The organism is Mesorhizobium sp. M7D.F.Ca.US.005.01.1.1 (assembly GCF_003952545.1).
Taxonomy (GTDB): domain Bacteria; phylum Pseudomonadota; class Alphaproteobacteria; order Rhizobiales; family Rhizobiaceae; genus Mesorhizobium; species Mesorhizobium loti.
In genome coordinates this window covers 5,934,623-5,959,799 of record NZ_CP034453.1, presented here as the reverse complement: position 1 = coordinate 5,959,799, position 25,177 = coordinate 5,934,623, and the positions used below count along the sequence as shown (strand labels likewise).

At 63.6% G+C, this 25,177-nt stretch carries 26 protein-coding genes; 14 read left to right on the top strand and 12 right to left on the bottom strand.

Annotated elements, in window-relative coordinates:
- Positions 1-51: 51 nt before the first annotated feature.
- Positions 52-357 (top strand): ATP-dependent Clp protease adapter ClpS, encoded by a 306-nt coding sequence (gene clpS, locus EJ076_RS29125; protein WP_126071164.1) that lies wholly within the window; start codon positions 52-54, stop codon positions 355-357.
- Position 358: 1 nt separating this feature from the next.
- Here clpS and EJ076_RS29120 read toward each other — a convergent pair whose 3' ends face one another.
- From EJ076_RS29120 to EJ076_RS29105, 4 genes are all read right to left on the bottom strand, one after another.
- The gene (locus tag EJ076_RS29120; RefSeq protein ID WP_126070188.1) at positions 359-2,437 is read right to left on the bottom strand and encodes a hypothetical protein; all 2,079 of its coding nucleotides are present in this window, start codon (positions 2,435-2,437) and stop codon (positions 359-361) included.
- Positions 2,438-2,500: 63 nt separating this feature from the next.
- Entirely contained in the window at positions 2,501-5,323 is a 2,823-nt protein-coding gene (locus EJ076_RS29115; RefSeq protein ID WP_126070187.1) for a DUF4159 domain-containing protein, read from the bottom strand.
- Positions 5,320-6,237, bottom strand: coding sequence for a DUF58 domain-containing protein (locus EJ076_RS29110; RefSeq protein ID WP_126070186.1), 918 nt, complete (start codon positions 6,235-6,237; stop codon positions 5,320-5,322). Before EJ076_RS29110 ends, EJ076_RS29115 begins: the two co-directional genes overlap by 4 nt.
- Positions 6,237-7,241: a MoxR family ATPase gene (locus EJ076_RS29105; protein ID WP_109659710.1), complete on the bottom strand. Its 1,005-nt coding sequence runs from the start codon at positions 7,239-7,241 to the stop codon at positions 6,237-6,239. The genes EJ076_RS29110 and EJ076_RS29105 overlap by 1 nt, the downstream gene beginning before the upstream one ends.
- A 141-nt stretch (positions 7,242-7,382) precedes the next feature.
- Between EJ076_RS29105 and EJ076_RS29100 the strand changes: the two genes are divergently transcribed.
- The 3 genes from EJ076_RS29100 to EJ076_RS29090 are packed head-to-tail and all read left to right on the top strand — an operon-like array spanning position 7,383 to position 9,903.
- A complete protein-coding gene (locus tag EJ076_RS29100) occupies positions 7,383-8,012 on the top strand; it encodes a DUF1285 domain-containing protein (RefSeq protein ID WP_109659711.1) in 630 nt (209 codons plus the stop codon).
- Complete coding sequence (locus EJ076_RS29095) at positions 8,012-8,644, top strand: CoA pyrophosphatase (RefSeq protein WP_109659713.1); 633 nt, start codon at positions 8,012-8,014, stop codon at positions 8,642-8,644. The genes EJ076_RS29100 and EJ076_RS29095 overlap by 1 nt, the downstream gene beginning before the upstream one ends.
- Positions 8,641-9,903 carry a CCA tRNA nucleotidyltransferase gene (locus tag EJ076_RS29090; RefSeq protein ID WP_126070185.1) on the top strand — a complete coding sequence of 421 codons (1,263 nt, stop codon included), beginning with the start codon at positions 8,641-8,643 and terminating at the stop codon, positions 9,901-9,903. The genes EJ076_RS29095 and EJ076_RS29090 overlap by 4 nt, the downstream gene beginning before the upstream one ends.
- Before the next feature lie 12 nt (positions 9,904-9,915).
- On the opposite strand, the gene EJ076_RS35500 is transcribed toward EJ076_RS29090, so the two are convergent.
- From EJ076_RS35500 to hemF, 5 genes are all read right to left on the bottom strand, one after another.
- Positions 9,916-10,941: a S8 family serine peptidase gene (locus tag EJ076_RS35500; protein WP_245462909.1), complete on the bottom strand. Its 1,026-nt coding sequence runs from the start codon at positions 10,939-10,941 to the stop codon at positions 9,916-9,918.
- A 48-nt stretch (positions 10,942-10,989) separates the two neighbouring features.
- The gene (locus EJ076_RS29080; protein ID WP_109659720.1) at positions 10,990-11,568 is read right to left on the bottom strand and encodes a hypothetical protein; all 579 of its coding nucleotides are present in this window, start codon (positions 11,566-11,568) and stop codon (positions 10,990-10,992) included.
- 373 nt (positions 11,569-11,941) lie between these two features.
- Positions 11,942-12,127 (bottom strand): DUF1059 domain-containing protein, encoded by a 186-nt coding sequence (locus EJ076_RS29075; RefSeq protein WP_109659722.1) that lies wholly within the window; start codon positions 12,125-12,127, stop codon positions 11,942-11,944.
- 228 nt (positions 12,128-12,355) lie between these two features.
- Positions 12,356-12,616 (bottom strand): DUF1344 domain-containing protein, encoded by a 261-nt coding sequence (locus tag EJ076_RS29070; RefSeq protein WP_023809849.1) that lies wholly within the window; start codon positions 12,614-12,616, stop codon positions 12,356-12,358.
- Positions 12,617-12,927: 311 nt separating this feature from the next.
- A complete protein-coding gene (hemF, locus tag EJ076_RS29065; RefSeq protein WP_126070184.1) occupies positions 12,928-13,842 on the bottom strand; it encodes an oxygen-dependent coproporphyrinogen oxidase in 915 nt (304 codons plus the stop codon).
- Between the two features lie 114 nt (positions 13,843-13,956).
- Here hemF and EJ076_RS29060 point away from each other — a divergent pair, with 114 nt between their 5' ends.
- Positions 13,957-14,214, top strand: coding sequence for a hypothetical protein (locus EJ076_RS29060; protein WP_027030665.1), 258 nt, complete (start codon positions 13,957-13,959; stop codon positions 14,212-14,214).
- Here EJ076_RS29060 and soxR read toward each other — a convergent pair.
- Positions 14,211-14,657 (bottom strand): redox-sensitive transcriptional activator SoxR, encoded by a 447-nt coding sequence (gene soxR, locus EJ076_RS29055; protein ID WP_109659726.1) that lies wholly within the window; start codon positions 14,655-14,657, stop codon positions 14,211-14,213. The genes EJ076_RS29060 and soxR overlap by 4 nt on opposite strands.
- Positions 14,658-14,832: 175 nt before the next feature.
- Positions 14,833-15,291 carry a tRNA (cytidine(34)-2'-O)-methyltransferase gene (locus tag EJ076_RS29050; protein WP_126070183.1) on the bottom strand — a complete coding sequence of 153 codons (459 nt, stop codon included), beginning with the start codon at positions 15,289-15,291 and terminating at the stop codon, positions 14,833-14,835.
- A 443-nt stretch (positions 15,292-15,734) separates the two neighbouring features.
- On the opposite strand from EJ076_RS29050, the gene EJ076_RS29045 reads away from it, so the two are divergent.
- From EJ076_RS29045 to EJ076_RS29025, 5 genes are all read left to right on the top strand, one after another.
- On the top strand, positions 15,735-16,130 hold the full coding sequence (locus EJ076_RS29045) for a hypothetical protein (RefSeq protein WP_109661269.1): 396 nt from the start codon (positions 15,735-15,737) through the stop codon (positions 16,128-16,130).
- 28 nt (positions 16,131-16,158) lie between these two features.
- Complete coding sequence (locus tag EJ076_RS29040; RefSeq protein WP_126070182.1) at positions 16,159-18,045, top strand: ABC transporter ATP-binding protein; 1,887 nt, start codon at positions 16,159-16,161, stop codon at positions 18,043-18,045.
- A complete protein-coding gene (locus EJ076_RS29035; protein ID WP_126070181.1) occupies positions 18,042-19,925 on the top strand; it encodes an ABC transporter ATP-binding protein in 1,884 nt (627 codons plus the stop codon). The genes EJ076_RS29040 and EJ076_RS29035 overlap by 4 nt, the downstream gene beginning before the upstream one ends.
- Positions 19,926-19,986: 61 nt before the next feature.
- Positions 19,987-20,403 carry a GNAT family N-acetyltransferase gene (locus EJ076_RS29030; RefSeq protein WP_245462908.1) on the top strand — a complete coding sequence of 139 codons (417 nt, stop codon included), beginning with the start codon at positions 19,987-19,989 and terminating at the stop codon, positions 20,401-20,403.
- A 1-nt stretch (position 20,404) separates the two neighbouring features.
- Positions 20,405-20,716, top strand: a complete 312-nt coding sequence (locus EJ076_RS29025; RefSeq protein ID WP_126070179.1) for a DUF6665 family protein — start codon at positions 20,405-20,407, stop codon at positions 20,714-20,716.
- An 80-nt stretch (positions 20,717-20,796) separates the two neighbouring features.
- Here the strand turns inward: EJ076_RS29025 and EJ076_RS29020 are convergent, their stop codons facing one another.
- Complete coding sequence (locus tag EJ076_RS29020; RefSeq protein ID WP_126070178.1) at positions 20,797-21,141, bottom strand: cupin domain-containing protein; 345 nt, start codon at positions 21,139-21,141, stop codon at positions 20,797-20,799.
- A 314-nt stretch (positions 21,142-21,455) separates the two neighbouring features.
- Here EJ076_RS29020 and petA point away from each other — a divergent pair, with 314 nt between their 5' ends.
- The 4 genes from petA (at position 21,456) to EJ076_RS29000 (ending at position 25,060) form a co-directional block, all read left to right on the top strand.
- Complete coding sequence (gene petA / locus EJ076_RS29015; RefSeq protein WP_013529984.1) at positions 21,456-22,016, top strand: ubiquinol-cytochrome c reductase iron-sulfur subunit; 561 nt, start codon at positions 21,456-21,458, stop codon at positions 22,014-22,016.
- 16 nt (positions 22,017-22,032) lie between these two features.
- Complete coding sequence (locus EJ076_RS29010) at positions 22,033-23,334, top strand: cytochrome b N-terminal domain-containing protein (RefSeq protein ID WP_109659741.1); 1,302 nt, start codon at positions 22,033-22,035, stop codon at positions 23,332-23,334.
- A gap of 27 nt (positions 23,335-23,361) precedes the next feature.
- Positions 23,362-24,234: a cytochrome c1 gene (locus EJ076_RS29005; RefSeq protein ID WP_109659743.1), complete on the top strand. Its 873-nt coding sequence runs from the start codon at positions 23,362-23,364 to the stop codon at positions 24,232-24,234.
- Positions 24,235-24,364: 130 nt separating this feature from the next.
- The gene (locus EJ076_RS29000; RefSeq protein WP_126070177.1) at positions 24,365-25,060 is read left to right on the top strand and encodes a phosphatase PAP2 family protein; all 696 of its coding nucleotides are present in this window, start codon (positions 24,365-24,367) and stop codon (positions 25,058-25,060) included.
- Positions 25,061-25,177 lie beyond the last annotated feature (117 nt).

The window sequence follows — 25,177 nt, the reverse complement described above, 5'->3', positions numbered from 1 at the left end:
CGCTGGTGCCAGAATGGCGGCAAGGTCGCTTACGCAAAATTGTCGGTTCCGATGCCTGAAATCACCACAAACCCGCGCGTCCAGGTCAAGCCGCAGGTCGAACGGCCGAAGCTCTACAAGGTCATCCTCATCAATGACGATTTCACACCGCGCGAATTCGTGGTGACGGTGCTGAAGGGCGAGTTCAAGCTCAGCGAAGACCAGGCGCACCGGGTGATGATCACCGCGCACCGGCGCGGCGTCTGCGTCGTCGCCGTCTTCACCAAGGATGTCGCCGAGACCAAGGCGACGCGCGCCACCGATGCCGGCAAGGCCAAGGGCTATCCGCTGATGTTCACGACCGAGCCGGAGGAGTAGCCTACCGTCCCTCGCGGTACCACATCGAACCCATAGCTAAAAGCAGCAGGCCGAGACCGAGGAAGCCGCCGAACAGCGGCACGCGCGAGACGGCCTTGAGCACGCTGTCGTCCGTCGTGCGCAGGCCGATCCAGTCGCTGCCGGACGCAGCACCAGCCGAGCGCACGGGCACGATGGAAGGCAGCGTCACGTCGCTGCCAAGGGCCGTGGATGGCGCCAGCCGGCGCACGCTGCCGCCGGTGGCTTCCGCTGGCGCCTTCAGCCGGTTTTCGGTGGAAATGACATCGGCGAATTCCGGTGCGTTGACCGGGCCGACATGGGCGAGCGCCGTCAGGTCGCCATTGGCGACCTGGTAGAGGCCGATCTCGCTGGTCTCGACGCTGCCGAGGAAGACGCCGGGTTCGGATTTCTCGAGCTTGACGGTCAGTGTCTTGCCGGATGGGGTGATGATCTGCGCGGGGCCGGGATCGTCGGCCATCGTCTGGCGGCGAATTTCCAGCACCATGCCGCGGCCGTCGGCGGTCAGCCGCTCCTCCTCGAGCTCGGGCTCCTTCATCAGCCAGTGCGCAATGCGCCGGTAGAGCTGGACATGCGGGCCGCCGCCCTCGAAGCCGCGCGCCCACAGCCAGCCCTGGTCCGACAGAAGCATGCCGACGCGGCCTTCGCCCTTGCGGTCGAGCAGGAGCAGGGGTCGGTTGTCGGCGCCCTTCATCACCACTTCGCCTTCGGGATTCTGCACGCCGATGGTGCGGAACCAGCGGCTCCAGTGCGGCGGCTCGCTGGCCGAACCATCCAGCCCGCGCGTCACCGGGTGGCGCTGGCCAAGATCGGTGAGGCGCGGATAGAAGGCCTTGTCGACAACCTCGCCGGTCGGCATCGCCGGCAGGGCCGCCATCAGCGGTGTGCGTGCGATCGAGCTTTCGCCGGCATATTCGGGGCCGGCCGCAATCAGCAGCGCACCGCCCTTTTCGACATATTCGGAGATGTAGTCGTAATAGAGGATCGGCAGCACGTCACGGTGCTGGTAGCGGTCGAAGATGATGAGGTCGAAATCCTTGATCTTCTCGACGAACAGCTCGCGGGTCGGGAAGGCGATCAGCGACAATTCGTTGATCGGCGTGCCATCCTGCTTCTCCGGCGGCCTCAGGATGGTGAAATGGACGAGGTCGACCGAAGCATCGGATTTCAAGAGGTTGCGCCAGGTGCGCTCGCCCGCATGCGGCTCGCCGGAGACGAGCAGCACGCGCAGGTTCTCGCGGATACCGTCGATCAGCGCGATGGCGCGGTTGTTGGTGTCGGTCAATTCGCCCGGCTCGCGATCGATGGCGAGTTCGACGATGTTGCGGCCGGCGCCCGGAATGGTCACTTGCAGCGGCATAGCCTGGCCGACGGTGGCGTGCTCGACCGCCACCTGCTCGCCATTGACCGAAACGCGCACATCGACCGGGCCAGTCTCGTTTTCGGTCGAGATGACGCGGTAGGTCATGTCGAGCGGCTTGCCGACAAGGCCGAAGCGCGGCGCGTTCTCGAAGCGGATGCGACGATCCTTCTCGTGATCGTTGCCGGTGATCAGCGCATGCAGCGGGGCGTTGAAATCGGGAGCGCCCGGGGGGGCGTCATGGACCTCGCCATCGGTGATCATGATAGCGCCGCCGATGCGTGACGGCGGCACGTCGCGGAAGGCGCCTTCGAGCGCGCCGAACAGCCGTGTTTCGGTGCGCTCCTCGGCGGCTTCGGATTTGCCGGCCTCGACGACGCGCACGTCGAACTGCTTGAAGCGGCCAAGACGCTGCTGCAGCCCGGCCAGCGCCTCGTCGGTTTGCTTGGTACGGTCGCCGATGTCCTGGCTCTGGCTGCGGTCGACAATCAGCGCGACGACGCTTTTCAGCGGCTCGCGCTCCTCGTTGAGGAACACCGGGTTGAACAAGGCGGCGGCGAGCGCCAAAAGGGCGATGAAGCGGAAGACCGAGCCGCGCTGGCGAAACCACAGGCCGACCAGTGCCAGCAGCGCCAACGGCACCAGCGCCAAGGCCAGCAAGGGCCAGGAGATCAGCGGTTCGAAGGAGATCGACCAGTTCATCTCTTACCCTCCCCTTTGTGGGGAGGGTTTATCCGCGACCGGAGTGCACCAAACAAACTCATCTTACTGCCCCAGCCGTTCGAGCAGTATGGGCACGTGCACCTGGTCGGATTTGTAGTTGCCGGTCAGCATGTACATCATGATGTTGACGCCGGCGCGCAGTGCGTAGATGCGCTGCATCGGGTCCGCCGGCACGGTCGGCAGCAGCGGGTCGCCATTCTCGTCGACCGCCCAGGCGCCGGCGAAATCATTGGCGGTGATCATGATCGGCGAAACGCCGTCGCCGGTGCGCACCGGCCGGTTCTCGGCATTGCTGGCGTCGAGCGACGCCTCGACCCACAGCGGGCTGCCGGCGAAGCGGCCGGGGAATTCGGGCAGAATGAAGAAGGATTTGGTCAGCACATGATCGGACGGCACCGGCTCCAGCGGCGGCACGTTGAGGTTGCCGAGGATGTCGCGCAGCCGCTCCGTCGCCGGGCTGGTCGAATCGGCGCCGATGCCATTGGCGAACTGGTCGCGGGTGTCGAACAGCACCGTGCCGCCCTGCTGCATATAGGCGTCGATGCGGGCGATGGCGGCCGGGCTCGGCATTGGCGCGGCCGGATCGATCGGCCAGTAGATCAGCGGATAGAACGACAGCTCGTCCTTGGAGATGTCGACACCGGCCGGCGCGCCCGGTTCGAGTGCCGTCTTCTCGACCAGGAAGCGGGTCAGGCCCTCGAGCCCGGCGCGGCTGATCGAATCGTCGCCCGGCACGCCGGTCAGCACATAGGCGATGCGGGTCTTCGAAATCGCCTCTATGGCAACCTCGTCGCCAGGCTTGGCATCGTCGGCGCGGGCAAGATCGGCATGGCCGAACAAGGCACCGAGCGCAATCAGCACCGCGGCGGTGGTTGCCACGGCACCGGCACGGCGCGGCCGGCGCGAAAACAGGCCGCCCATCCAGAACACCGCCAGCGTATCGAGCAGCATCAGCGCCAGGGCTGCCACGACCAGCGCGCCCTTCAAATTGCGCGATTCGTCAAAGGCATATTGGATCGATGTGACCGGAATAGTGATCTGCGGGCGCGCCAGCGGGGCCAGCGTGCTGTCGGCTTCAAGCAAATTGTGGGCAAACACGCCCGTCTCGGAACCATAGAGTCCGGGCGGGTTTTCAAAAGTCACCGGCAGGGCACCGGCGCCCGGCACCAGCGGCCGCGCGTCCGGCGTCGGCGGCACCAGGGTGCCGTCGGCTGATATCATGCGGTAGGGCGCCAGCGAGGTGGCGGCGGCTTCGGCATTGGCGATCGCCGCGCCCTGGTTGCGTGACAGCTGCACGATACGGCGCAGCATCTCGACGAAGCTGCCCGAGATCGGCAGGTTCGACCAGGTCGCCTCGGGGGTGACGTGGAACAGCACCAGCGTGCCCTTGCCTTTCTTCAGTCCGGTGACCAGCGGCGTGCCGTCGGCAAGAGCCGCCCAGGTGCGTTCGACGATGTCGGGCGTCGGCTCGGCCAAGACCTGCCTGGTGACGGTGACTTCGGTCGGCGGAGCGAGATCGGCAAACGGGCCGGCCTTGGGGAATTCGGTGACCGGCTGTGGCGACGTCCATGACAGCGCGCCGCCGAGCGAACGCTCGCCGGTGCGCAGGCGGACCGGCAGCAGGTCGTCGTCATTGCCGGCGGCGGCCAGTCGCGAACCGGCGAAACGCACCAGCGTGCCACCATTGTCGACCCAGTCGACCAGCCTCTGCCGGACCTGTGCGGGAATGGTGCCGATGTCGGCCATGATGATCATCGCCGGCTTCTGATCGAGGATCTGCGGGATGGCGTCGGCGAGGTCGGCGCTGGCGGGTTCGACGAGATCGGCGAAGGGCTGCAGCGCGCGCCTGATGTAGTAGAGCGGCGACAAAAGCGGCTGCGCCTGGTCGGCCTCGGCCTGCGACAACAGCCCGACGCGGCGGCGCTTGGAGCTTTCGTCGAGGACGCGGACGGCACCTGCCTGGCGCTCGCCGTCGAGCGCGATCGAAGCGAAGTCGTTGCGCAGCTCGAACGGCACCGCCATGGTGCCGGTGGCGGTGGTTTCGCCAGGCGAAAAGGTCAGCGTCGCATCGGCGATGCGGCGGCCCTTGTCGTCGAAGGCGCCGGCGGTGACCTGCGCCGGGGCAGGGTCACCCGGCGCGCGAATGGCGGTTAGCGCAAAGCCGTCGACCTGGTTATCGGCGGCGGTCAGGCCGGTCAGCGACAGCCTGTCGGCGGTTGCCCAAACGACGCGGGCGGCATTCTTCGACAACAGCGTGTTGAAGGCGGCCTCGTCGCCCTTTGCCGCCAGGCCGTCGGCAAGCACGGCGACGCTGGCGCCGGGCAAGGTCTCCAGCACGCCGGCGACGCGGGCATAGACGGTGGGCCGGTCGGTCGGGATCGGCCGCGGCTTGGCGGCGCGCAGCCGGTCAAGAGCGGCGGCGGCATCGAACGGGCCGATCTCCGCATTGGTCTTTTCGGCGGTGAAGGCGATGACGACAGGCACGCCGTTAGAGCCGGCATCGTTGATCAGCCGCTCGGCGGTGGCGACGCGCTTGCCCCAGTCGGCGGCACTGGCCCAATCATTGTCGATGACCAAGGCCAGGGCAGCACCCTCGGCCGGCAGTTTTTCGCGCGGGTTGAAGACCGGGTCGGCCAATGCGGCGACGATGAGCGCCGCCATCAGCAGCCTGAGCAGCGTCAGCCACCACGGGCTCTGCTGCGGCGTCTCCTCGCGCTTCAGCACGCGGGCCAGGATCTTCAGCGGCGGGAAGATTTCGGTCTGCGGCTTGGGCGGCGTCAGCCTGAGCAGCCACCAGATCACCGGCAGCGCCAGCAGGCCCCATAACACCATGGGGGCGCCAAAAGAGAGCGGCAGCCAGCTCATGCGACAGCCGCCTTTCCGATGGAGGGGCCATCGGCGGTCATCGCCATGTGCAGGCGCACCAGCGCATCGGAGGCCAGCCGGTCGGTGTGGTTGACGGTAAAGCTCCAGCCGAGCCGCTTGCACCAGGCGGCCAGTTCCTGGCGGCGGGCGGTGTAGAGCAGGCGATACTCGTCACCCAGCATTTCGGCGCGGCCAGCGGTCAGCTTGTCGCCGGTCTCGGGATCGGTGAATTCGGTGCGGCCGGCGTAGGGAAAGGTCTCCTCGGCCGGATCGGCAACCTCGATCAGATGCGCGCGCACGCCGTGGCGGGCGAGCACGTCGAGCCAGGCCATCGTCTCCTCGACGGGATCGAGGAAATCGCTGACGACAACGATGTCGCAGAAGCGCCTGATGTCGGACAGGTCGGGCTTTGCCGGCAGTTCGCCGGCATGCATCAGCTGGGCGGCGATGCGCTCGGCGCCGTTGCGGGCGGTGAACGGATCGGTGAGGCCGGGCCAGGCTATGCGCTCGCCGCTGCGCGACAACAGTTCGGCCATGGCCAGCGCCAGCACCAGCGCGCGCGATTGCTTGGAAACGCTGGCGCCGGTCGACTTGTAAAGCATCGACGGCGAGGGGTCGGCCCATAGCCAGACCGTATGGGCGGCTTCCCATTCGCGGTCGCGCACATAGGTGTGGTCGTCGCGCGCTGAGCGGCGCCAGTCGATGCGTGAGGCGTCGCCTTCGACATAGGGCCGGAACTGCCAGAAATTCTCGCCGATGCCGCGCTTGCGGCGGCCATGCCAGCCCGCGATCACCGTGTTGACGATGCGTCGTGCCTCGACCAGCAGGTCTGGCACAAGCGAGGCCCGCAACCGACCACGGGCGAGCGCGTCGCGCGTCGCAACCGGTGCCTGGAGCTCGCCAATACGCGCCATCAGATACCTTTGGCCAGTTTCGCCACCACGTCGCGCACGCTGGTGCCTTCGGCGCGGGCGGCGAAGGTCAGCGCCATGCGATGCTGCAGCACCGGCTCGGCCAGCGCACGCACATCGTCGATCGAGGGCGCCAGCCGTCCGTCGTAAAGCGCGCGCGCCCTTGTGCATAGCATCAGCGCCTGGCTGGCGCGCGGGCCGGGGCCCCAGGCGACATGCTTGTCGGTCTCGGCATTGCCCTGGCCGGGACGCGCCGAGCGCACCAGCGTGAGGATCGCCTCGACGACGCTTTCGGGCACCGGCATGCGGCGGATCAGCGTCTGGATTTCCTTCAGCCGCGCCGGCTGCAGCACGTTCTGGGCCTTGGCGTCCTCGATGCCGGTGGTCTCCAGCAGGATGCGGCGCTCGGCCTCGATTTCGGGATAGAGGATGTCGACCTGCATCAGGAAGCGGTCGAGCTGGGCCTCGGGCAGCGGATAGGTGCCTTCCTGCTCCAGCGGGTTCTGCGTTGCCAGCACATGGAAGGGCGCCGGCAGGTCGTAGCGGGCGCCGGCAATGGTGACATGGTATTCCTGCATCGCCTGCAGCAGCGCCGACTGGGTGCGCGGCGAGGCGCGGTTGATCTCGTCGGCCATCAGAAGTTGGGCGAAGATCGGCCCGGAGATGAAGCGGAAGGAACGCTTGCCGATCTCGTCCTGCTCCATCACTTCGGAGCCGAGGATATCCGACGGCATCAGGTCCGGCGTGAACTGGATACGGCGCGAATCGAGGCCGAGCACGATGCCCAGCGTTTCGACCAGCTTGGTCTTGGCGAGGCCCGGCACGCCGACCAGCAGCGCATGGCCGCCGGCCAGCAGCGCCACCAGCGTGCGCTCGACGACGCTCTCCTGGCCGAAGATGACCCGGCCGACCCCGTCGCGGATTCTGGAAATATCCGCCAGCGCCTTCTCGGCCTCGGCGATCATGTCCTTCTCGCTGATCGGGCTTTCCTTGACCATCACGCTCATGCCGCATCGATCCTCGTGGTTGGAAATACCAGCCTGCAGCATACCATGACTGCCGCGATTCGGCCTCGCCTAGCGTCTGCATTTGAACTTAAATCACAGACTTAGGCTGACAAGCGGAACAACAGTGACTATTTCGTGACCATGACGGGACCCTTGGAACATCGTGAAGAAAGCCTGACTGATGCCACCGAGGCGCGGGGGCTCGAGGCGCTGATCTCGCGCGCGGCCCGCGCCGGCAAGGGCGCAGCACCCGTCGAGCGCTGGAATCCGGACTTTTGCGGCGATCTCGACATGGAGATCAAAGCCGACGGCACCTGGTTCTATTTGGGCACGCCGATCGGCCGCATGCCATTGGTGCAGCTTTTCTCCTCGGTGCTGCGCAAGGACGAGGACGGCAAGACCTATCTGGTGACGCCGGTGGAGCGAGTCGGCATCCGCGTCGCCGATGCGCCCTTCATCGCCGTCGAGATGGATGTTTCGGGTGACGGCGACGCGCGGATCATCACCTTCCGCACCAATGTCGGCGATGTCGTCGAGGCCGGGCCGGAGCGGCCGCTGCGCTTTGTCGATGAGCACGAGACCGGTGGCCTGAAGCCCTATGTGCTGGTGCGCGGCCGGCTGGAGGCGCTGGTGGCGCGGCCGGTGATGTATGAGCTGGTCGGGTATGGCGAGGAGATCGAGATCGGCGGCAAGACGATGTTTGCCGTGCGCTCGAAAGGCGCGGTGTTCCCGATCATGCCGGCGGACCAGTTGAAGCGGCTGAGCGCGTGATGGACCAGATGTCGCCGGCGCCGTTTTCATCAGCGGATTTTCGCGCGCGCTTTGCCGCGCAGCCGGATGCGCATGCCGGTGACGATTATGGCGACCATCGCTTCAATCCGGGTCATCCGCGCCTTCACCAGGGCAAGGCGTTGCGCGATGCGGCCGTGCTGATCCCGGTGGTCGATCATGAGGGCGATGCGACGGTTCTTTTGACCAAGCGAGCTGAAAAGCTGCGCAACCATTCGGGGCAGGTGGCCTTTCCCGGCGGCACCATAGACCCGACCGATGCCAGTCCGGAAGCGGCGGCGTTGCGCGAGACCTTCGAGGAGATCGGCCTTGCCCCGGATCGCATCGAGATCATCGGCCGCATGCCCGACTATGTCGCCGGCAGCGGCTACCGCATCGCACCGGTGCTGGGCATCGTGCGGCCGGGTTTTGAGCTGGTGCTCAACGCCGACGAGGTCGACGCCGCCTTCGAAGTGCCGCTGCGCTTTCTGATGGACCCGGTCAACCACAAGCGCGACAGCCGCATGTGGAACGATCTCGAATGGTTCTTCTACGACATGCCTTATGGCGACCGGCGCATCTGGGGCGTCACCGCCGGCATCATCCGTACGCTGTATGAAAGGCTCTATGCGTGAGTGTCTCGATCGCGGGCAGGGCCGACTGGCTTACCGACAAGCATCTGCAGCGCCTGCTGGCCGCACTGGCCGAGGGCGGTGAAGAGGCGCGTGTCGCGGGCGGTGCGGTGCGCAATACGCTGATGGGCCAGCTGGTCGCCGACATCGACATCGCCACCACGTGTTTGCCGCAGGAAACCATCCGCCGCGCCGAGGCGGAGGGCTTCAAGGCGGTGCCGACCGGCATCGAGCATGGCACGATCACGGTTGTCGCCGGTGGCAAGCCTTATGAGATCACCACTTTGCGCGCCGATATCGAGACCGATGGGCGGCGGGCCAAGGTGTCGTTCGGGCGCGACTGGAAGCTCGACGCCGAGCGGCGCGACTTCACCATCAACGCGCTTTATGCCGAGGCCGATGGCAGGATTGTCGACCTAGTCGGCGGCATCGCCGACATCGAGGCGCGCCGGCTGCGCTTCATCGGCGATGCGGAAGCGCGTATCCGCGAGGATTACCTGCGCATCCTGCGCTTCTTCCGCTTCTTCGCCTGGTATGGCGATGGCCGGCCGGATGCCGAGGGACTGAAGGCCTGTGCCCGGCTGAAGGAAGGGCTGGCCCAGCTTTCGGCCGAGCGCATCTGGTCGGAACTGAAGAAGCTTTTGTCGGCGCCTGATCCCTCGCGGGCGCTGCTCTGGATGCGGCAGGCCAGTGTTTTGACCGCCGTACTGCCGGAAAGCGAGAAATGGGGCATCGACGCGATCCACGGGCTGACCAAGGCTGAGAAGGATCTGGGCTGGACGGCTGATCCGTTGTTAAGGCTGGAGGCAATCGTGCCGCCGGATGCGGCGCGTATGAAGGTGCTCGCCGGGCGACTCAAATTTTCGACGGCTGAAGCGGATCGCCTGCGCCACTGGGCGCTTGCCACCGCCGTCGAGCCGAAGACGACCGAGAGCGAGCTGGCGAAAAGGCTCTATCGCGGCGACCGGCAGGGATTTGCCGACCGTCTGCGGCTGTCGCTCGCGGCAGCCAGGGTACGCGCCGTCGAGGACAATGCGGCGTTGCTCGAAGCCGGTGGCTTTTCGCGCCTGCTTGCCTTCGCCGCCAAATGGGAAAAGCCGTTGTTTCCGCTGAAAGGTGCCGATCTGACTGCGCTCGGTGCAACTCCAGGGCCGAAACTTGGCGAAATCCTCAGGAATCTGGAAGCGGAATGGGTTGAAGCGGGATTTACGTCTGATCGCGGCGCGTTGCTTGAACGCGCCGCGGAAGCACTTCGCCCTTAATGGCGGTACCGTTCATTTGATCGATACGGGAGCCAGGGCGCGCGAAAGGCTTGCCTCGCCCTTGCCATAGACCGAGGGGCTGTAGCCAATCAGCGTGTCGGTCCGGGCCGTATTGAGCAACTGGTTGGTGATCTGGGTCGGCGTTGCCTTGGTGAATTTGCTGCCCACGATCGCCGCGTAACCGGAAATGATCGGTGCGGCGAAGGAGGTGCCGTAAAGGCCTGTCTTGTCCCCCGCGACCCCTACGACCAGGAAATGGCTCTGCACAAGCGGATTGGAGCCGGCAGTGTTGGAGTACCAGGCCATCCCGGTCGGGTTTGACGTTGTGCCGTTCGCGTTGAGCGCGCCGACGAAAATCGCGGACGTCTTTCCGATCAAAGCGAGGTCGAGATAGTCCTGCTGACCGCCCGTGATACCGCCCACTGCAACCGAGTCATTGCCCGCGGCCTTCGAAACCACCGCCGTTCCTTTGGTGGCGTAGGAGATGATGGAAGCTTCCTCAGCGCTCCATCCGATCTGGTTCGCGCTGTAGCCCGCCTTGGCGTACATGCCATAGCTCAGATTGAGCACGTTCAGGCCCGGCGCCAGCGTGACGGACGAAGCTGTGGAGAAGTCTTTCGACCTTATGGTTGCCAGGGGCGCAATCATGCTGGCTTCCTCGCGTGTCCATTCGCCGTGCCGCTGGGTTTGAACTCCGACGCCGAAATTACCTGAGAAGCGCGATGTGCTGGAGAAGTCGTCGACGATCGTGATCGTGACGCCTTTTCCCTTGTAGCCAGCACGCCAGGCGGCACCGACATCGGGGCTCATCCAGTTTTGCACAGTCTGCGATGGGGTTGTAGGCAGGGTAGCGCTCAGACAGATGGAAGCGCTCGATTGATCGCTGACGCAAAGCGCCGACAGCGGATCGGGACCAACAGCGTCTTGCGCCGCCGCCATCGATGCCGGCAGAAGGGCGAGCGCCGTGGCGACACCGAACTTCCAACGATTATTTGACATGTTCTTACCCCGGTTCAAACAAGAGCTAGGACGCACCATCGCGACTTTCCGGCAGCTGGGTGACATTTCATGCACGCCCCCTCGCGATTAGAAGGTAACACGGTAGTTCAGCCAGAGATGCTGCCTCTCCGGTTTAGCGTTAACCAGATATTTCAAGGTTTCCTCCGGCGCCATCTCGCTGGCAGCGAGCCGGCAATTGACGCCGTAGGTGCCCAAAACACCATAGTCGGCTTGGCAGGACTTTTCGGTGAGATTGCCGCCGACGGTCGTGGTGAGCGACAAGGAAAGAGTGCTGTTGGCACTCGGATGCATCTGAGTGAGGAAACCAAGCTTGAGGCTGGGCTCGATCCGATACTTCTCGCCCGCTTCTCCGGTCCCAAATCCCCAAAGGATGCCGGTATCCTCCGTGATCTGTGTCAGCAGGTCCACGTGCATGTCGACCCAACTTGCCCGGTACCATTGGTTGAACGATATCCGGTTTCCATTCTGCAGTTCATAACCCCCGTCGCCGAGCCCTCTGGCGCGGTCACTGAGCGGCGAGCCCTGATGGATGTCGACCAGCGATGTCGTCATTTCCTGGGCAATCACCGGAGACGCGGCAAGGAGCGCGCACAACAGGAGCGCGGTCGTGCGGAAACTCACCCGATTGCCGGACTTTTCGCGCATGCGCGAAACACCTCGCCCCACCGATTCCGGACCAGTGCCTGGTGGCGACGGGCTTCTCTTGCAGCCCACTGTAGCCCGGATTGTCAGCCTGACAGTCGCACGGGTTCAGTTACCGCAGGGTTTATTTTAGCTGAGGCAAATGTAATTTTTTAACCCCGCAGGGTCTGAATCGCGACGCGTGGAAACGGATATATGTGACGCGCTTTACGGCCTTGCCTTCATGCATGTCGCTGTCCCAATACGGGGGCTACTTTGGGGTGACATGCATCAGACCGCCCGCGAAGGCGTCTACGCCAAGCGCGGGCGTCACGCCCAATGCTGTTTATCTGCTTACACTTAATCTTGAGCTGACAGACCCGAGGCCGCGCAAATGCTATGCCGCGTCGCGGGCCTTCTCGATGCGCGAGCGGATCGCCTCGATCATCGTCTCGCGGATCACCGTTTCGCCATGCGTCTCGCGCATGTGCTCGACGGCACGGCGCATGACCTCGGCCTCCTCGTCGGCACGCGTGTGCCAGTCACAGCCGGGAACAAGCGACCCGCAGTGAAATTCCTTCATGGGATTTCTCCTTTTCCTCCGTGGAGCCTGAGGCTCCGACACTTTTTTTGCTCACGGTCCAAATCCGAGATCGGATCCTGGGGCCGCGAGCGGGAGAACAGCATAACACAAATGGGGTGGCATTGGTTGCAGTCAACGGCGAAAAGGCGGAGCAGCGCTGCTCCGCCCTCTTACGCTACCCCGAAACAGGACCGGATATCGTCTCATCCTGCTCTGGCAGGCAAGCCGTCATTTTGCGACCTTGACGGCCTCGGCGACCTTGTTCTTGCCCTTCATATCCCATGAGACGCGGACCTTTTCACCAACCGTCAGGCCAGGATCCTTGAAGGTCTTGGGAAGCGTAAAAGACGATCCATCATCGAGGACCAGGCTCATGGCCGTCGTGTCAAAGGTCTTGATCGTCCCGGTGGTGTGCTTGACGGCGGCGAATGCCACCGAACCGGAAGCGAGAAGGGCAGCGGCGGCAGCCGAAACAATGATCTTGCGCATTGGGAAGTACTCCTGGAAAGGCGGGTATCTTTTTGACGAAGATGTCCCGCATCGTCTTGGGTCGTCCGGTCGCGTCGGGTCGCGGCTCGCTTTGCCTTGACGCAATTCCGGTCGGAAAGCCGTTTCGCACTTTCCTGGAATTGCGCGCAGGCGAACCGCCGGCGCTTCCCGACCCGGCGCCACAAATAGACCAGTCTTTTCAAGAGCCTATTAGACGAAAAAGAAACTTTTCGCCGCACCGTGTGCCACATTCCGTGCCCATTTCGAACGAATGGGACATCAATGCGGCTCACGCCGCGCTCACCATTTTGTTACGGCCAGCGAACCTCGGGTGGCAGGCTGGAGAGGATGGCCGCGACATTGCCGCCAGTCTTCAGCCCGAAGATGGTGCCACGATCGTGAAGCAGGTTGAATTCGACATAGCGGCCGCGGCGAATGAGCTGTTCGTCGCGGTCGCCGTCGGTCCAGTTCTCGTTGAAGTTAGCGCGCACGAGGTGGCCGTAGACGACGAGAAAAGAGCGGCCGACATCCTGGACGAAGTTGAAATCGGCATTCCAGCCGCCTTTGTCCTCACCTGAATGCAGCCAGTCGAAGAAGATGCCGCCGGTGCCGCGCGGCTCGTTGCGGTGCGACAGATAGAAGTACTCGTCGCACCAGGCCTTGTATTTCGGGTAGTCGGCAACGGCGGCGTTCTTCTCGCAAGCGAATTGCATGGCGCGGTGGAAGGCGACCGTGTCGGGGTCGTCCTGGGTGCGGCGGCGGTCGAGCACCGGCGTCAAATCGGCGCCGCCGCCGAACCATTGGCTAGATGTGACGACCATGCGCGTGTTCATGTGCACGGCCGGAACGTTGGGGTTCCAGGGATGCGCTATCAGCGAAATGCCGGATGCCCAGAAGCGCGGATCTTCCTCGGCGCCGGGCATCTGCTTCCTGAATTCGGGTGAGAACTCGCCATGGACGGTCGAGGTGTGGACGCCGACCTTCTCGAAGACGCGGCCGTGCATCATCGACATGGTGCCGCCGCCGCCGCAGCCCTCGTCACGTTCCCATGGTGTCTTTTCGAAACGACCAGGTGACCACGAGGCCAGCGGCCCGCCAAGATCCTGCTCGATCTGCTCGAAGGTGGCGCAGATGCGTTCGCGCAGCGCCTCGAACCATAGGCGCGCCTTCATCTTCTTCTGTTCGATGTCGGCGGGCAGGCCTGCCGGTATTTCAGGTCGTTCCAAGTGCCGTCTCCGGTTGGGGCGGCGAGTCCTACAAATGACTCGTCTTTTGCCGGCGCGATCCCTAATCTGTTAGGGAACAGGGTCAAGTGTCATTACGGTGCAAGGAGTTGTTTCGTGCGCACCCCGGCAAGACCGCCGCTGGATGGCCTGAAGAAAAGGCTCGACCAAAGCCGGGCTGAGCGCGCGCGCATGCCGCGCGACGGTTTCCTGCGCGAGACCTTCGTGCTGCCTCGCTCCGATGCGCGGCTCAAGGCCAAGGAATGGTTCGAGCGTTTTCCCAAGCAGGCCTACTGGACCGAGATCGAAAGCTGGTTCGAGCGGCCGGGCGACTTGATCGAGTTCACCATCAGGCGGTTGCCGGTGGCGGATTAGGACTCTACCAACAGCCGCCTCGCCCCCGTGCCTTCCCTTGCCAGCCTGTCCCCCTTGTTGCGCAGCGGGCATTTGTCGATCGACATGCAACCGCAGCCGATGCAGTCGGTCAGCCCGTCGCGCAGTTTCTTCAGCTGGGCGATCTTGTGGTCGAGCCCGTCGCGCCAGGCGGTCGACAGCAGGTTCCAATCCTCGCGTGTCGGCGTGCGGCCCTCGGGCAGCGATGCCAGGGCTGTGCCGATCTCGGCCAGCGAGATGCCGACCTCCTGCGCGACCTTGATGATCGCCACGCGCCTCAGCACGTCGCGGCCGTAGCGGCGCTGGTTGCCTGACGTGCGGTGGCTGCGGATCAGGCCACGGGCCTCGTAGAAATGCAGCGCCGACACCGCCACCCCGCTGCGCATGGCCACCTGGCCGACTGTCAACTCCGTAACTGGTGCCATTCCTGATTTTTCTGCCCTGATTTTTCCGCTTGACCTCAAGTTAAGTTGAGCTTGTAGCGAAGAAATGTCGATTGGGCAAATGCAGGAGAAGGCGATGTGCGCCTGGGTGAGAATGAGTGGAGAAACCACCGTCGTCGGCGACGGCAAGCACGGTGTTATGGATGGGACGTGGATCCTATCCGAGCTGCCGGATGGCTTCGCCCGCCACCATGGCGACGGAAAGCGCGACGTTGATGCTGCGCGCCGCACCTTGCATGGGGATGGTCAGCCGCGCATCCGCCGCCTGATGGACAGGATCCGGAACGCCTGCCGATTCGCGGCCGAACAGAAGTATGTCGCCATCGGCGAAGGTGAAGCCGGTGTAAGGGGTCGTGGCTTTGGTCGACAGCAGCACCAGCCGGCGCGCGCCAGTTTTGCGCCAGTCCTCGAAGGCGTGCCAATCGACATGCCGGGTCAGGGTAGCCATTTCGAGGTAATCCATGCCGGCTCGCTTGAGCGCTTTGTCGGAGAGCGGAAAGCCGGCCGGTTCGATGATGTCGACGCCGAGCCCGAGGCAAGCGGCGAAGCGCAGGATTGTCCCGGTGTTGCCGGCAATGTCAGGCTGGTAGAGCGCGATGCGGAGACAACAGTTCATTTCCGCGTCCTTCTAATAAGTGGCAGATCGGCCACAGCGGGCTCGCGGTTTTGGAATTTGCTGGACCTGCGGGTGGCCATTTTCTGCGAAGTCGGGTATACGCCCAGCATTGTCAACCCGAACCGATGGAGGGGAAATTCATGATGGCCATGTACATCCAGCGCCCCTCTCGTGGGCTTACCTGCCTGCCGGCGGTTTCGGTACGACGATTCTCCTGACTCTCTAAGACTTGATCGCACCGATTCCCGCCGAAACGATTTTTCGGCTCTCGAAGGAATCCTGCGATGTTTTTCAAAAAGTCAAAAGGGCTGAGCGCCCCACCTGAACCTGTCCAGACCGATGCTTATCGTGTCCAGACTGACGCAATGCGTGCCTCCGGCCGAATGCCGGCGGACGAAATTGCTTCGCCTTTTTATCTCGATTTTCACACGGAGGACGGACCGATGTTCGATCCCTACAGAATACCCGGCTCAAGGAGCCTGCATATCCACCGACTGCCGACCTGGGCGCTGCTGATCGGCGACACCTACTCGTCGGCCGTTCATGCCGAGGTCCGCCGCCGGCCGCATCGCGGCATGCTGCCGGATGTCGATTTTTCGCGCGCGGTTCCCGACCCGAGCCGGCCGTCGCTGGTGCGCCGGATCATTCGTTTGATCAGGCCGGGCGCGAAAAACCGGGTTGGCAGCACCGTGTCGTCAGGATCGTCAGGCGCGCCTGTCGGCGAAAAGCCTGCGAACCCCTATATTGCGCGAAGCAGGGCCGACGGTCCGGATGATTCCGGACCGTCGGCCCTCGACGCCAAGGGTTCCGGAGACTTCGTACGCTCCCGTGCCGCATAAGCGGAAAACAGATTTGTGAGCATGACCTATGTTGTTGTTTAGCTGGTTTGAAAGACGGCTCGATCCGTTCCCCGCGGCGGAACCGGTCGAGCCGCCCAGGACGCTGGTTGCCTTCTGCGTGCATTATACGCGCGGCGCGTGGCCCTATATCCTTCTCGACGCGGTGCTGGTGACGGCCATCGCGATTGCGGAAGTGTGGATGTTCGGCTTCCTCGGCCGCATCGTCGACTGGCTGTCGGGGCAGAATCGCGAAACCTTCCTGCAGACGGAAGCCTGGAAGCTCGCCGGCATGGCCTTCATCGTGCTGTTTGCGCTGCCGGGCACGGTATGGCTGCATTCGCTGCTCAACCAGCAGACGCTTATGGGCAACTATCCCATGCGCATCCGCTGGCAGGTGCACCGCTATTTGCTCAAGCAGTCGATGAGCTTCTACCAGGACGAGTTCGCCGGCCGCATCGCCACCAAGCTGATGCAGACGGCGCTCGCCGTGCGCGAATGCGTCATCAAGCTGATCGATGTCCTGAACTACGTCATCGTCTATTTCCTTGGCATGCTGGTCATCGTCGGTTCGGCTGACTGGCGGCTGGCCGCGCCGCTTGGCGTCTGGCTGGTCGGCTACATCCTGCTGCTGCGCTATTTCATCCCGAAGCTGGGCAAGGTCGGCGAGGAGCAGGCCAATGCGCGCTCGACCATGACCGGCCGCGTCGTCGACAGCTACTCCAACATCCAGACGGTCAAGCTGTTCAGCCATGCACGCCGCGAAGCGTCGTTTGCGCGGGAAGGCATGGCCGGCTTCCTGCAGACGGTCTACCGGTCGATGCGGCTGGTGACGGTGCTTTTCGGCCTGCTCTACATCATGAATTCGCTGCTGCTGTTTTCGGTCACGGCGATGGCGCTCTGGCTGTGGCTCGGCCAGTCGGTGACGATCGGCGCGGTCGCCGTGGTCATCGGGCTGGTGCTCAGGCTGTGGGGCATGTCGCAATGGATCATGTGGGAAATGTCGGGCCTGTTCGAGAATATCGGCACGGTGCAGGACGGCATCGCCTCGATCTCGTTGCCACGCCTGGTCGAGGACAAGCCCGGCGCGAAGGACATCGCCGTTTCCAGGGGTGAGATACGCTTCGAGGACATCCGCTTCCACTATGGGAAGCAGAAGGGGGTGATAGAGAACCTGTCGCTCGCGGTGAAGCCGGGCGAAAAGGTCGGCATCGTTGGTCGTTCGGGCGCCGGCAAGTCGACGCTGGTCAACCTCCTGCTGCGTTTCTACGACCTGGAGAGCGGAAAGATCCTGATCGACGGCCAGGAGATCGCCGATGTGACGCAGGATTCGCTGCGCGCCCAGATCGGCATGGTCACGCAGGACACCTCGCTGCTGCATCGTTCGGTGCGCGAGAACATCCTCTATGGCCGGCCCGACGCCTCGGAAGAGCTGCTTGTCGAGGCAGCGGGGCGCGCCGAGGCGCTGGATTTCATATCGGGGCTTTCGGATGCCAAAGACCGCAAGGGCTTCGATGCCCATGTTGGCGATCGCGGCGTCAAATTGTCCGGCGGCCAGCGGCAACGCATCGCCATTGCTCGCGTTATGTTGAAGGACGCACCTATACTTATCCTTGACGAAGCGACCTCGGCGCTTGATTCCGAAGCCGAGGCGGCGATCCAGGAGAATCTCTACAAGCTCATGCAAGGTAAGACCGTCATCGCCATCGCGCACCGGCTGTCGACCATCGCGGCGATGGACAGGCTGGTGGTGATGGACAAGGGCCGTGTCATCGAGGAAGGTTCGCACGAGGAACTCGTCGCCAAGGGCGGGCTCTACGCGCAGCTCTGGCAGCGCCAGTCGGGCGGGTTCCTGCTTGAGGACGGTCCCGCCGACGCCGCCAATGACGAACTTGCAAAGGGCCAAGCTGCCGAATGATGACTGCTGTCTATCGCTGGTTCGAGAACTGGGTCTATCCGTTCAGGGAGCCAGCGAATCTTCGGCCACCGACCAGCGTCGGCGGCTTTCTCTGGCACTATGTCGGCCAGGCGAAGTTCGCCTTCTTCGCCATGCTGGTCATCGGCGGCATCGCGCCGCTGGTCGAGGCCGGCCTGTTCTACTTCGTCGGGCGGCTGGTCGATATTCTCGACCAGCTTCCCGCCGAGCGCAGCTGGCACGCTTTGTGGAACGCCGCAGGCCCTGAACTGGTGTTCATGATCGCGGTGGTGCTGGTCATCCGCACCATCGTCGTCGGCCTATCGGCGCTGGTCGACGAACAGACGATCACGCCCGGTTTCTACAACCTGGTGCGCTGGCAGGCGCACCGGCATGTGTCGCGCCAGTCCTACGCCTTCTTCCAGAACGATTTTGCCGGCCGCATCGCGACAAAAGTCTGGCAGGCGGGCCAGGCGACCGGCGACCTGATGGAAAGCTTCATCGAGGTCGTCTGGTTCATGCTCGTCTATACGGTGACGACGCTGGCGCTGGTGGCAGGGTTGGATCTGCGGCTGGCGGCGCTGGTGGTGGTGTGGATCGTGGCCTTCGGCTTGCTGGCCAAGCTCTATCTGCCGGCGATCCGCAAGAATGCTGAGGCCACGGCCGAAGCAGGCTCGATGATCAACGGCCGCATCGTCGATTCCTATTCCAACGTGCAGACGCTGAAACTGTTCTCGGCCGATGGCGACGACCGCTACATCAGGAACGGCTTCGACATCTATCTCGACGCGCTGCGCCCGTTCACCCGTCGGCTGACCGGCGTGCGCATGGCGCTGACGACGCTGTCGGGCATCATGATCACGGCGATCGGCTGTTTTGCCGTCTATCTCTGGGTCGAGGGCTCGATCACCGTCGGCGCTGTCGCCTTCACGCTGTCGCTGGTGCTGCGGCTCAACATGCTGCTCGGCCGGCTGATGATGCAGCTCAACAGCATCTTGCGGAATCTCGGCGTGCTGGAAAATTCCAAGGCGCTGATCTCGCAGCCGCTCGGCCTGGTCGATGCACCCGACGCCAAGGAGCTTGTGGTGGCCGGCGGACGCATCGCGGTGAAAAACGTCGAGTTCCACTACGGCAAAGGGTTCGGCGTGCTCAACGGCATCGACCTTGTCGTGCGGCCAGGCGAGAAGGTCGGACTGGTCGGACCGTCGGGCGCCGGCAAGACGACGCTCGCCAATCTGATTCTGCGGCTCTACGATCTCGAGAGCGGGTCGATCACCATCGATGGCCAGGATGTCGCCAAAGCTACGCAGAATTCGCTGCGCGCCAATATCGGCGTGGTCAGCCAGGATACGGCCCTGTTCCACCGTTCGCTGCGCGACAACATCAAGCTCGGCATGCCGGACGCGAGCGACGCCGAGGTGATCGCGGCGGCGAAAAAGGCCGAGGCGCACGAGTTCATCCTGACCTTGCGCGACAACAGGGACCGCGCCGGCTACGAGGCCTTTGTCGGCGAACGCGGCGTCAAGCTGTCGGGCGGCCAGCGCCAACGCGTGGCGATTGCCCGCGTCTTCCTCAAGGACGCGCCGATCCTGATTCTCGACGAAGCGACCTCGGCGCTCGATTCCGATATCGAGGCGGCGATCCAGGAGAATTTGACGCGGCTGATGGAAAACAAGACGGTCATCGCCATCGCCCACCGGCTGTCGACGATCGCAGCACTCGACCGGCTGGTGGTACTCGACGGTGGCCGCATCGTCGAGCAAGGCACGCATGACCAGCTGGTGGCGCTCGACGGGCTCTATGCGCGGCTGTGGAAGCGGCAGTCCGGCGGTTTTCTCTATCACGAGGACAGCGTGCTCGAAGAGACACGCCCGGCGGAGTAGCTCCATGGGTGGGTCGCCAGGGGTCAGCCCAGAGGTCGTGCTCAAGCGGCTCCGGCCGACCATGCCGGCCTTCGACGCGCTGAAAGAGGAAAGCCAGCTGGAAGGCTACTGGATGCTGGTGCGCCTGGCGGATAGCTGGGCAAGCGGCCGCAACAAGTTCCTCAAGCGCGGCGAGGCGCTGTACGGAGCCTGGCATGGAAGGGAACTCGCCGGCGTGTGCGGGCTGAACATCGATCCTTATTTCGAGGGCAGGGACCACGGCCGGGTCCGGCACCTGTTCGTCAGTGCGCGCCACCGTCGCACCGGCCTTGGCCGGATGCTGGTCGAGACCGTTGTCGAGAGGGCGCGTCACCATTTCGCCGTGTTGAACACGCGCGCGCCGCAAGAAGCCTTCGGTTTTTATGAACGGCTTGGCTTTCAGCGCGTGGCAGGCGAAGACTTCGTCACACACCGCATGATTTTCGGGAAAGGGGGCTGAAATGTCCTTGCGTCCGCCATCTCATCTTGCCGGCGCCTCGGCTGCCGAAGCCGCCTTCGACGCACTCGGCCATGAAATCCTGGCGGAGAAGGCGGCAGCACTCGGCCGCGCCGGCCAGCGGGTCGAGGAAACGCTGGCCAGGCTGCGCGACAATTGCGACGAACAACTGCGCGCCCGGCTTCTGAAGGACGCCGCCGAGGCGGTGCACGGTTATTTCATCCAGCGTGAACTCTGCGGCTTGCGCAAGCATGACGCCGTCATTCGCGAATACAACATCCCGAAGGCGGTTCTGGTCAGGCTCGGCGCGAAATAGATCTATCCTTGACCATGATCTCTGGACAAACGGAAACCGTTTGTCCGAGAAAACCGGTTCCCACTTTTTGGGATCATGGTCTACTCAAGCCATTCGGTGATGAAGCTGCCATTCTCGTGAATGTCGGTCGTTTCCAGTGGGCCCGGACCGAGATTGGTGAATTTGTGCGGCGTGTTGGGTGGCACGATCAGGATCTGGCCGGCCGAGGCCTCGATCTCCTTGTCGCCGACGGTGAACAGGCCGGTGCCCTGGCGGATGATGAAGATTTCTGCGTAAGGATGCGTGTGCAGCCGTGGACCGCCGCCGACATCAGGCAGGTAGTTGAAGATCAGGCAGGAGTTGGAGCCGTAGGCGCCGCATTGCAACTCGCCCTTCCAGCGGTCGGAGCGAACAGCCCAGGTGTCGCGGTCTATGACATGTGCCATGGCGGCAAGGATAGACCCGGCTGACGCCCTGTGTCGAGACGAAGGAGGACGTCGGATTTGCGGTTGTTTCCCTGTTGTTTAGCGACGTTTGGCGGCTATCTGGCGCCGCGTTGCCCGGCTGTGGATTTTGTCCCCGCGACAATCTGCCCTTGTGCCTTCACCCGTCTGGACAAAAACGGGCTTCACGCATAAACCGAAGTCCAAATGCCGGAGGAATTCGCAAGCCTGTTCGCCATGCGCTGTCGGGTTGGCGTAATTGAGCGGGGAACAAGGCTCAACCACCGGCACGGAAGAGGCGAAAGGATCAGGCACCCGTGAGCGCAACCGACACCCAGGATCCCAACCGTCGTGATTTTCTCTACGTCGCCACCGGCATGGCCGCAGTGGTCGGCGCGGGTGCCTTCGCGTGGCCGTTCATCGACCAGATGCGCCCCGACGCCTCGACGCTGGCGCTCGCCTCCGTCGAGGTCGACGTCGCCTCGCTGACGCCGGGCATGTCGCTGATCGTCAAGTGGCGCGGCAAGCCGGTCGTGGTGCGCAACCGCACCGAACAGGAAATGAAGGACGGCGAGGCGGTCAAGCTGGCCGATCTCAAGGATCCGATCGCGCGCAACGCCAATCTGCCGGCCGACGCACCGGCGACCGACGCCAACCGCACCACGCCCGGCAAGGAAGCCTGGATGGTGATGGTTCAGGTCTGCACGCATCTCGGCTGCATTCCGCTCGGTCAGGAAGGCGATTTCGGCGGCTGGTTCTGCCCGTGCCACGGTTCGCAATACGACACCGCCGGCCGCATCCGCAAAGGCCCGGCGCCCGAGAATATGGCGGTTCCGGTATTCAAGTTCATTTCCGATACCAAGATCCTTATCGGTTGAGGCAGGGGATATTTCGATGAGCGAGGGACACTCGACCTATACGCCCAAGACCGGTATCGAACGCTGGTTCGACGCCCGCATGCCGCTGCCGCGGCTGGTTTATGACAGTTTCGTCGCCTATCCAGTGCCGCGCAACCTCAACTATGCGTGGACCTTCGGCGGTATCCTGTCGATCATGCTGGTGGCGCAGATCCTGACCGGCATTGTGCTGGCCATGCACTATACCGCCGACACCAATCTCGCCTTCGGCTCGGTCGAGAAGATCATGCGCGACGTGAATTCGGGCTGGCTGCTGCGCTACCTGCATTCGAACGGCGCCTCGTTCTTCTTCGTCGCCGTCTACATCCACATCTTCCGTGGCCTCTATTACGGCTCCTACAAGGCGCCGCGCGAGCTGCTCTGGATCCTCGGCTGCATCATCTACCTGCTGATGATGGCGACCGGCTTCATGGGCTACGTGCTGCCGTGGGGCCAGATGAGCTTCTGGGGCGCCACCGTCATCACCGGCTTCTTCAGCGCCATTCCGCTGGTTGGCGACTGGATCCAGCAGCTGCTGCTCGGCGGCTTCGCCGTCGATAATCCGACGCTCAACCGCTTCTTCTCGCTGCACTATCTGCTGCCGTTCATGATCGCCGGCGTCGTCGTGCTGCACGTCTGGGCGCTGCATGTCGTCGGCCAGTCGAACCCGACCGGCATCGAGGTCAAGTCGAAGACCGACACCGTCGCCTTCACTCCCTACGCGACCATCAAGGACGCGTTCGGCATGATCGTGTTCCTGTTCGTCTTCGCCTATTTCGTCTTCTACCTGCCAAACTATCTCGGCCACCCGGACAACTATACGGTCGCCAATCCGCTGAAGACCCCGGCCCACATCGTGCCAGAATGGTACTTCCTGCCGTTCTACGCGATCCTGCGCGCCATCACCTTCAACGTCGGGCCGATCAACTCCAAGCTCGGCGGCGTGCTGTGCATGTTCGGCGCCATCGCCATGCTGTTCCTGGTGCCGTGGCTCGACACCTCGAAGGTGCGCTCGGCGGTCTACCGTCCCTGGTACAAGCTGTTCTTCTGGCTGTTCGTGGTCGATGCCATCCTGCTTGGCTGGCTCGGCTCGCAGCCGGCGGAGGGCAGCTATGTGTTCATGGCGCAGATGGCAACGCTGTTCTACTTCGCCTTCTTCCTGATCGTGCTGCCGGTGCTCGGCCTGATCGAGACGCCGCGAAGGCTGCCGAACTCGATCACAGAGGCGGTGCTCGAGAAGAACAAGGGCGGCGGCGGACATCCGGCAGGCGCCACGGCCGCGCCAGAGACCAAGGGCTGAGCGGTAGAGAATCTAAGGGGATTTGGCATGAAAAAGATTCTCACCTCGCTGGCGCTGGTCGGCCTTGTGGCCGCTGGCATTGGGGCGGCAGGCACTTGGGCGAGCGCCGCCGAAGAGGCACACAATGCGGCCGCGCCGACGCATTTCCCGATCGACGAGCCGAAGGAAATGAGCTGGAGCTTCGCCGGCCCGTTCGGCACCTATGACAAGGCACAGCTGCAGCGCGGCCTGAAGGTCTACAAGGAAGTCTGCTCGGCCTGCCATTCGATGAACCTGGTGGCGTTCCGTACGCTGTCGGACCTCGGCTATTCCGATGCCCAGATCAAGACGCTGTCGGCCGAGTACACCATCCATGACGGCCCCAACGACGCCGGCGACATGTTCGACCGTCCCGGCAAGCCGTCCGACCATTTCCCGGCACCCTTCGCCAATGAGGAAGCCGCTGCTGCCTCCAACGGTGGCGCCGCTCCGCCCGACATGTCGCTGCTGGCTAAGGCGCGCGGTGTTGAACGCGGCTTTCCGCAATTCGTCTTCGACATCTTCAGCCAATACGACGCGGGTGGCCCCGACTACATCCATTCGCTGCTGACCGGCTACGACCAGACGCCGCCCGCCGGTATGGTGATCCCGGAAGGCACCCACTACAATCCGTACTTCATGTCCGGCGTGTCGCTGAAAATGCCCAAACCGCTTTCGGACGGCCAGGTGACCTATGATGACGGCGCGCCGCAGACAGTCGACCAGTATTCCCGCGACGTTTCCGCCTTCCTGGCGTGGGCGGCCGAGCCGCATATGGAAGACCGCAAGAAGACCGGGTTCCGGGTGCTTGTGTTCCTGCTTTTGTTCGGCGCGCTGGTCTATCTCACCAAGCGCAAGGTGTGGGAAGGCGTGGCGCATTAAGCCACACAGCCAAGTGATCACAAAAAAGGGCGCCGAGAGGCGCTTTTTTTCATTTTGAGAGGCCGGTCGTGTCACATGGCCGTCACCGCATCTGGCGATCCTGTGCTGCTCTCATCAAAGGATCGCACCCATGAAAAGATACGCATCGCTCGCGGCAGGCCTGCTGCTGCTCATCGTCGGTTCGGCCGCGCAAGCGGAAGACGCCCAGCCCTTCGTCACCAACAAGGATGTCGACCTGACGATGATCCTGCCGCCGCCGCCGGCAAACGATTCGGTGCAGACCAAGGCCGAACTCGGTGAGGTGCTGACCCTGCAGGTGACACGCACGCCGGAGATGGTAGCCAGCGCCGTCGCTGACGCCGAGGAGAATGTCTGGCGCTTTGCCAACGTCATGGGGCCGAAATTCAACAAGGAAACGCTGCCGAAATTCAGCGCCTTCTTCGATCGCGTCGTGGCCACCGAAGGCGCCGTCGTCGATCCGGCCAAGGATGTCTGGAAGCGCCCGCGCCCGCATCAGCTCAGCGATCTCGTCAAGCCGGCGGTCAAGCTGTCAAGCTCCGGTTCCTGGCCGTCCGGACATGCCACCGTCGGCACTATGATGGGCATCATCCTGTCCGACATGGTACCGGAAAAGCGTGCCGAGATCATGGCGCGTGCGGCTGAATACGCCCACAACCGAGAGGTCGGTGGTATCCACTATGCGTCCGATGTCGAGATGGGCAGGATTTCCGGCAGCGTCATTGCCGCGGTCCTGCTCAACCGGGACGACTTCAAGGCCGAATATGAGGTGGCCAGGGCCGAGCTTCGGTCCGATCTCGGCATGTAGATTTTCGTCAGTCGGGTTTCGACGGAAAGGGGCGCTTCAGGCGCTCCTTTTTTGTTCATGCCCTTGCTTAGGCGGAAGTTCGGCAATTAGTCCGTTGGCATAGCGGCATCAGGTTGA

Coding starts and splice junctions, on each gene's coding strand:
- EJ076_RS29035 (WP_126070181.1), top strand. CDS start 18,042: ATGATGACTGCTGTCTATCGCTGGTTCGAGAACTGGGTCTATCCGTTC.
- EJ076_RS29030 (WP_245462908.1), top strand. CDS start 19,987: ATGCCGGCCTTCGACGCGCTGAAAGAGGAAAGCCAGCTGGAAGGCTAC.
- EJ076_RS29120 (WP_126070188.1), bottom strand. CDS start 2,437: ATGAACTGGTCGATCTCCTTCGAACCGCTGATCTCCTGGCCCTTGCTG.
- EJ076_RS29075 (WP_109659722.1), bottom strand. CDS start 12,127: ATGAAGGAATTTCACTGCGGGTCGCTTGTTCCCGGCTGTGACTGGCAC.
- EJ076_RS29105 (WP_109659710.1), bottom strand. CDS start 7,241: ATGAGCGTGATGGTCAAGGAAAGCCCGATCAGCGAGAAGGACATGATC.
- EJ076_RS29005 (WP_109659743.1), top strand. CDS start 23,362: ATGAAAAAGATTCTCACCTCGCTGGCGCTGGTCGGCCTTGTGGCCGCT.
- EJ076_RS29110 (WP_126070186.1), bottom strand. CDS start 6,237: ATGGCGCGTATTGGCGAGCTCCAGGCACCGGTTGCGACGCGCGACGCG.
- EJ076_RS29070 (WP_023809849.1), bottom strand. CDS start 12,616: ATGCGCAAGATCATTGTTTCGGCTGCCGCCGCTGCCCTTCTCGCTTCC.
- EJ076_RS29115 (WP_126070187.1), bottom strand. CDS start 5,323: ATGAGCTGGCTGCCGCTCTCTTTTGGCGCCCCCATGGTGTTATGGGGC.
- EJ076_RS29100 (WP_109659711.1), top strand. CDS start 7,383: ATGACGGGACCCTTGGAACATCGTGAAGAAAGCCTGACTGATGCCACC.
- clpS (WP_126071164.1), top strand. CDS start 52: ATGCCTGAAATCACCACAAACCCGCGCGTCCAGGTCAAGCCGCAGGTC.
- EJ076_RS35500 (WP_245462909.1), bottom strand. CDS start 10,941: ATGGTGCGTCCTAGCTCTTGTTTGAACCGGGGTAAGAACATGTCAAAT.
- EJ076_RS29080 (WP_109659720.1), bottom strand. CDS start 11,568: ATGCGCGAAAAGTCCGGCAATCGGGTGAGTTTCCGCACGACCGCGCTC.
- EJ076_RS29095 (WP_109659713.1), top strand. CDS start 8,012: ATGGACCAGATGTCGCCGGCGCCGTTTTCATCAGCGGATTTTCGCGCG.
- EJ076_RS29020 (WP_126070178.1), bottom strand. CDS start 21,141: ATGGCACATGTCATAGACCGCGACACCTGGGCTGTTCGCTCCGACCGC.
- EJ076_RS29010 (WP_109659741.1), top strand. CDS start 22,033: ATGAGCGAGGGACACTCGACCTATACGCCCAAGACCGGTATCGAACGC.
- EJ076_RS29025 (WP_126070179.1), top strand. CDS start 20,405: ATGTCCTTGCGTCCGCCATCTCATCTTGCCGGCGCCTCGGCTGCCGAA.
- EJ076_RS29050 (WP_126070183.1), bottom strand. CDS start 15,291: ATGAACTGTTGTCTCCGCATCGCGCTCTACCAGCCTGACATTGCCGGC.
- EJ076_RS29000 (WP_126070177.1), top strand. CDS start 24,365: ATGAAAAGATACGCATCGCTCGCGGCAGGCCTGCTGCTGCTCATCGTC.
- EJ076_RS29040 (WP_126070182.1), top strand. CDS start 16,159: ATGTTGTTGTTTAGCTGGTTTGAAAGACGGCTCGATCCGTTCCCCGCG.
- EJ076_RS29045 (WP_109661269.1), top strand. CDS start 15,735: ATGTTCGATCCCTACAGAATACCCGGCTCAAGGAGCCTGCATATCCAC.
- soxR (WP_109659726.1), bottom strand. CDS start 14,657: ATGGCACCAGTTACGGAGTTGACAGTCGGCCAGGTGGCCATGCGCAGC.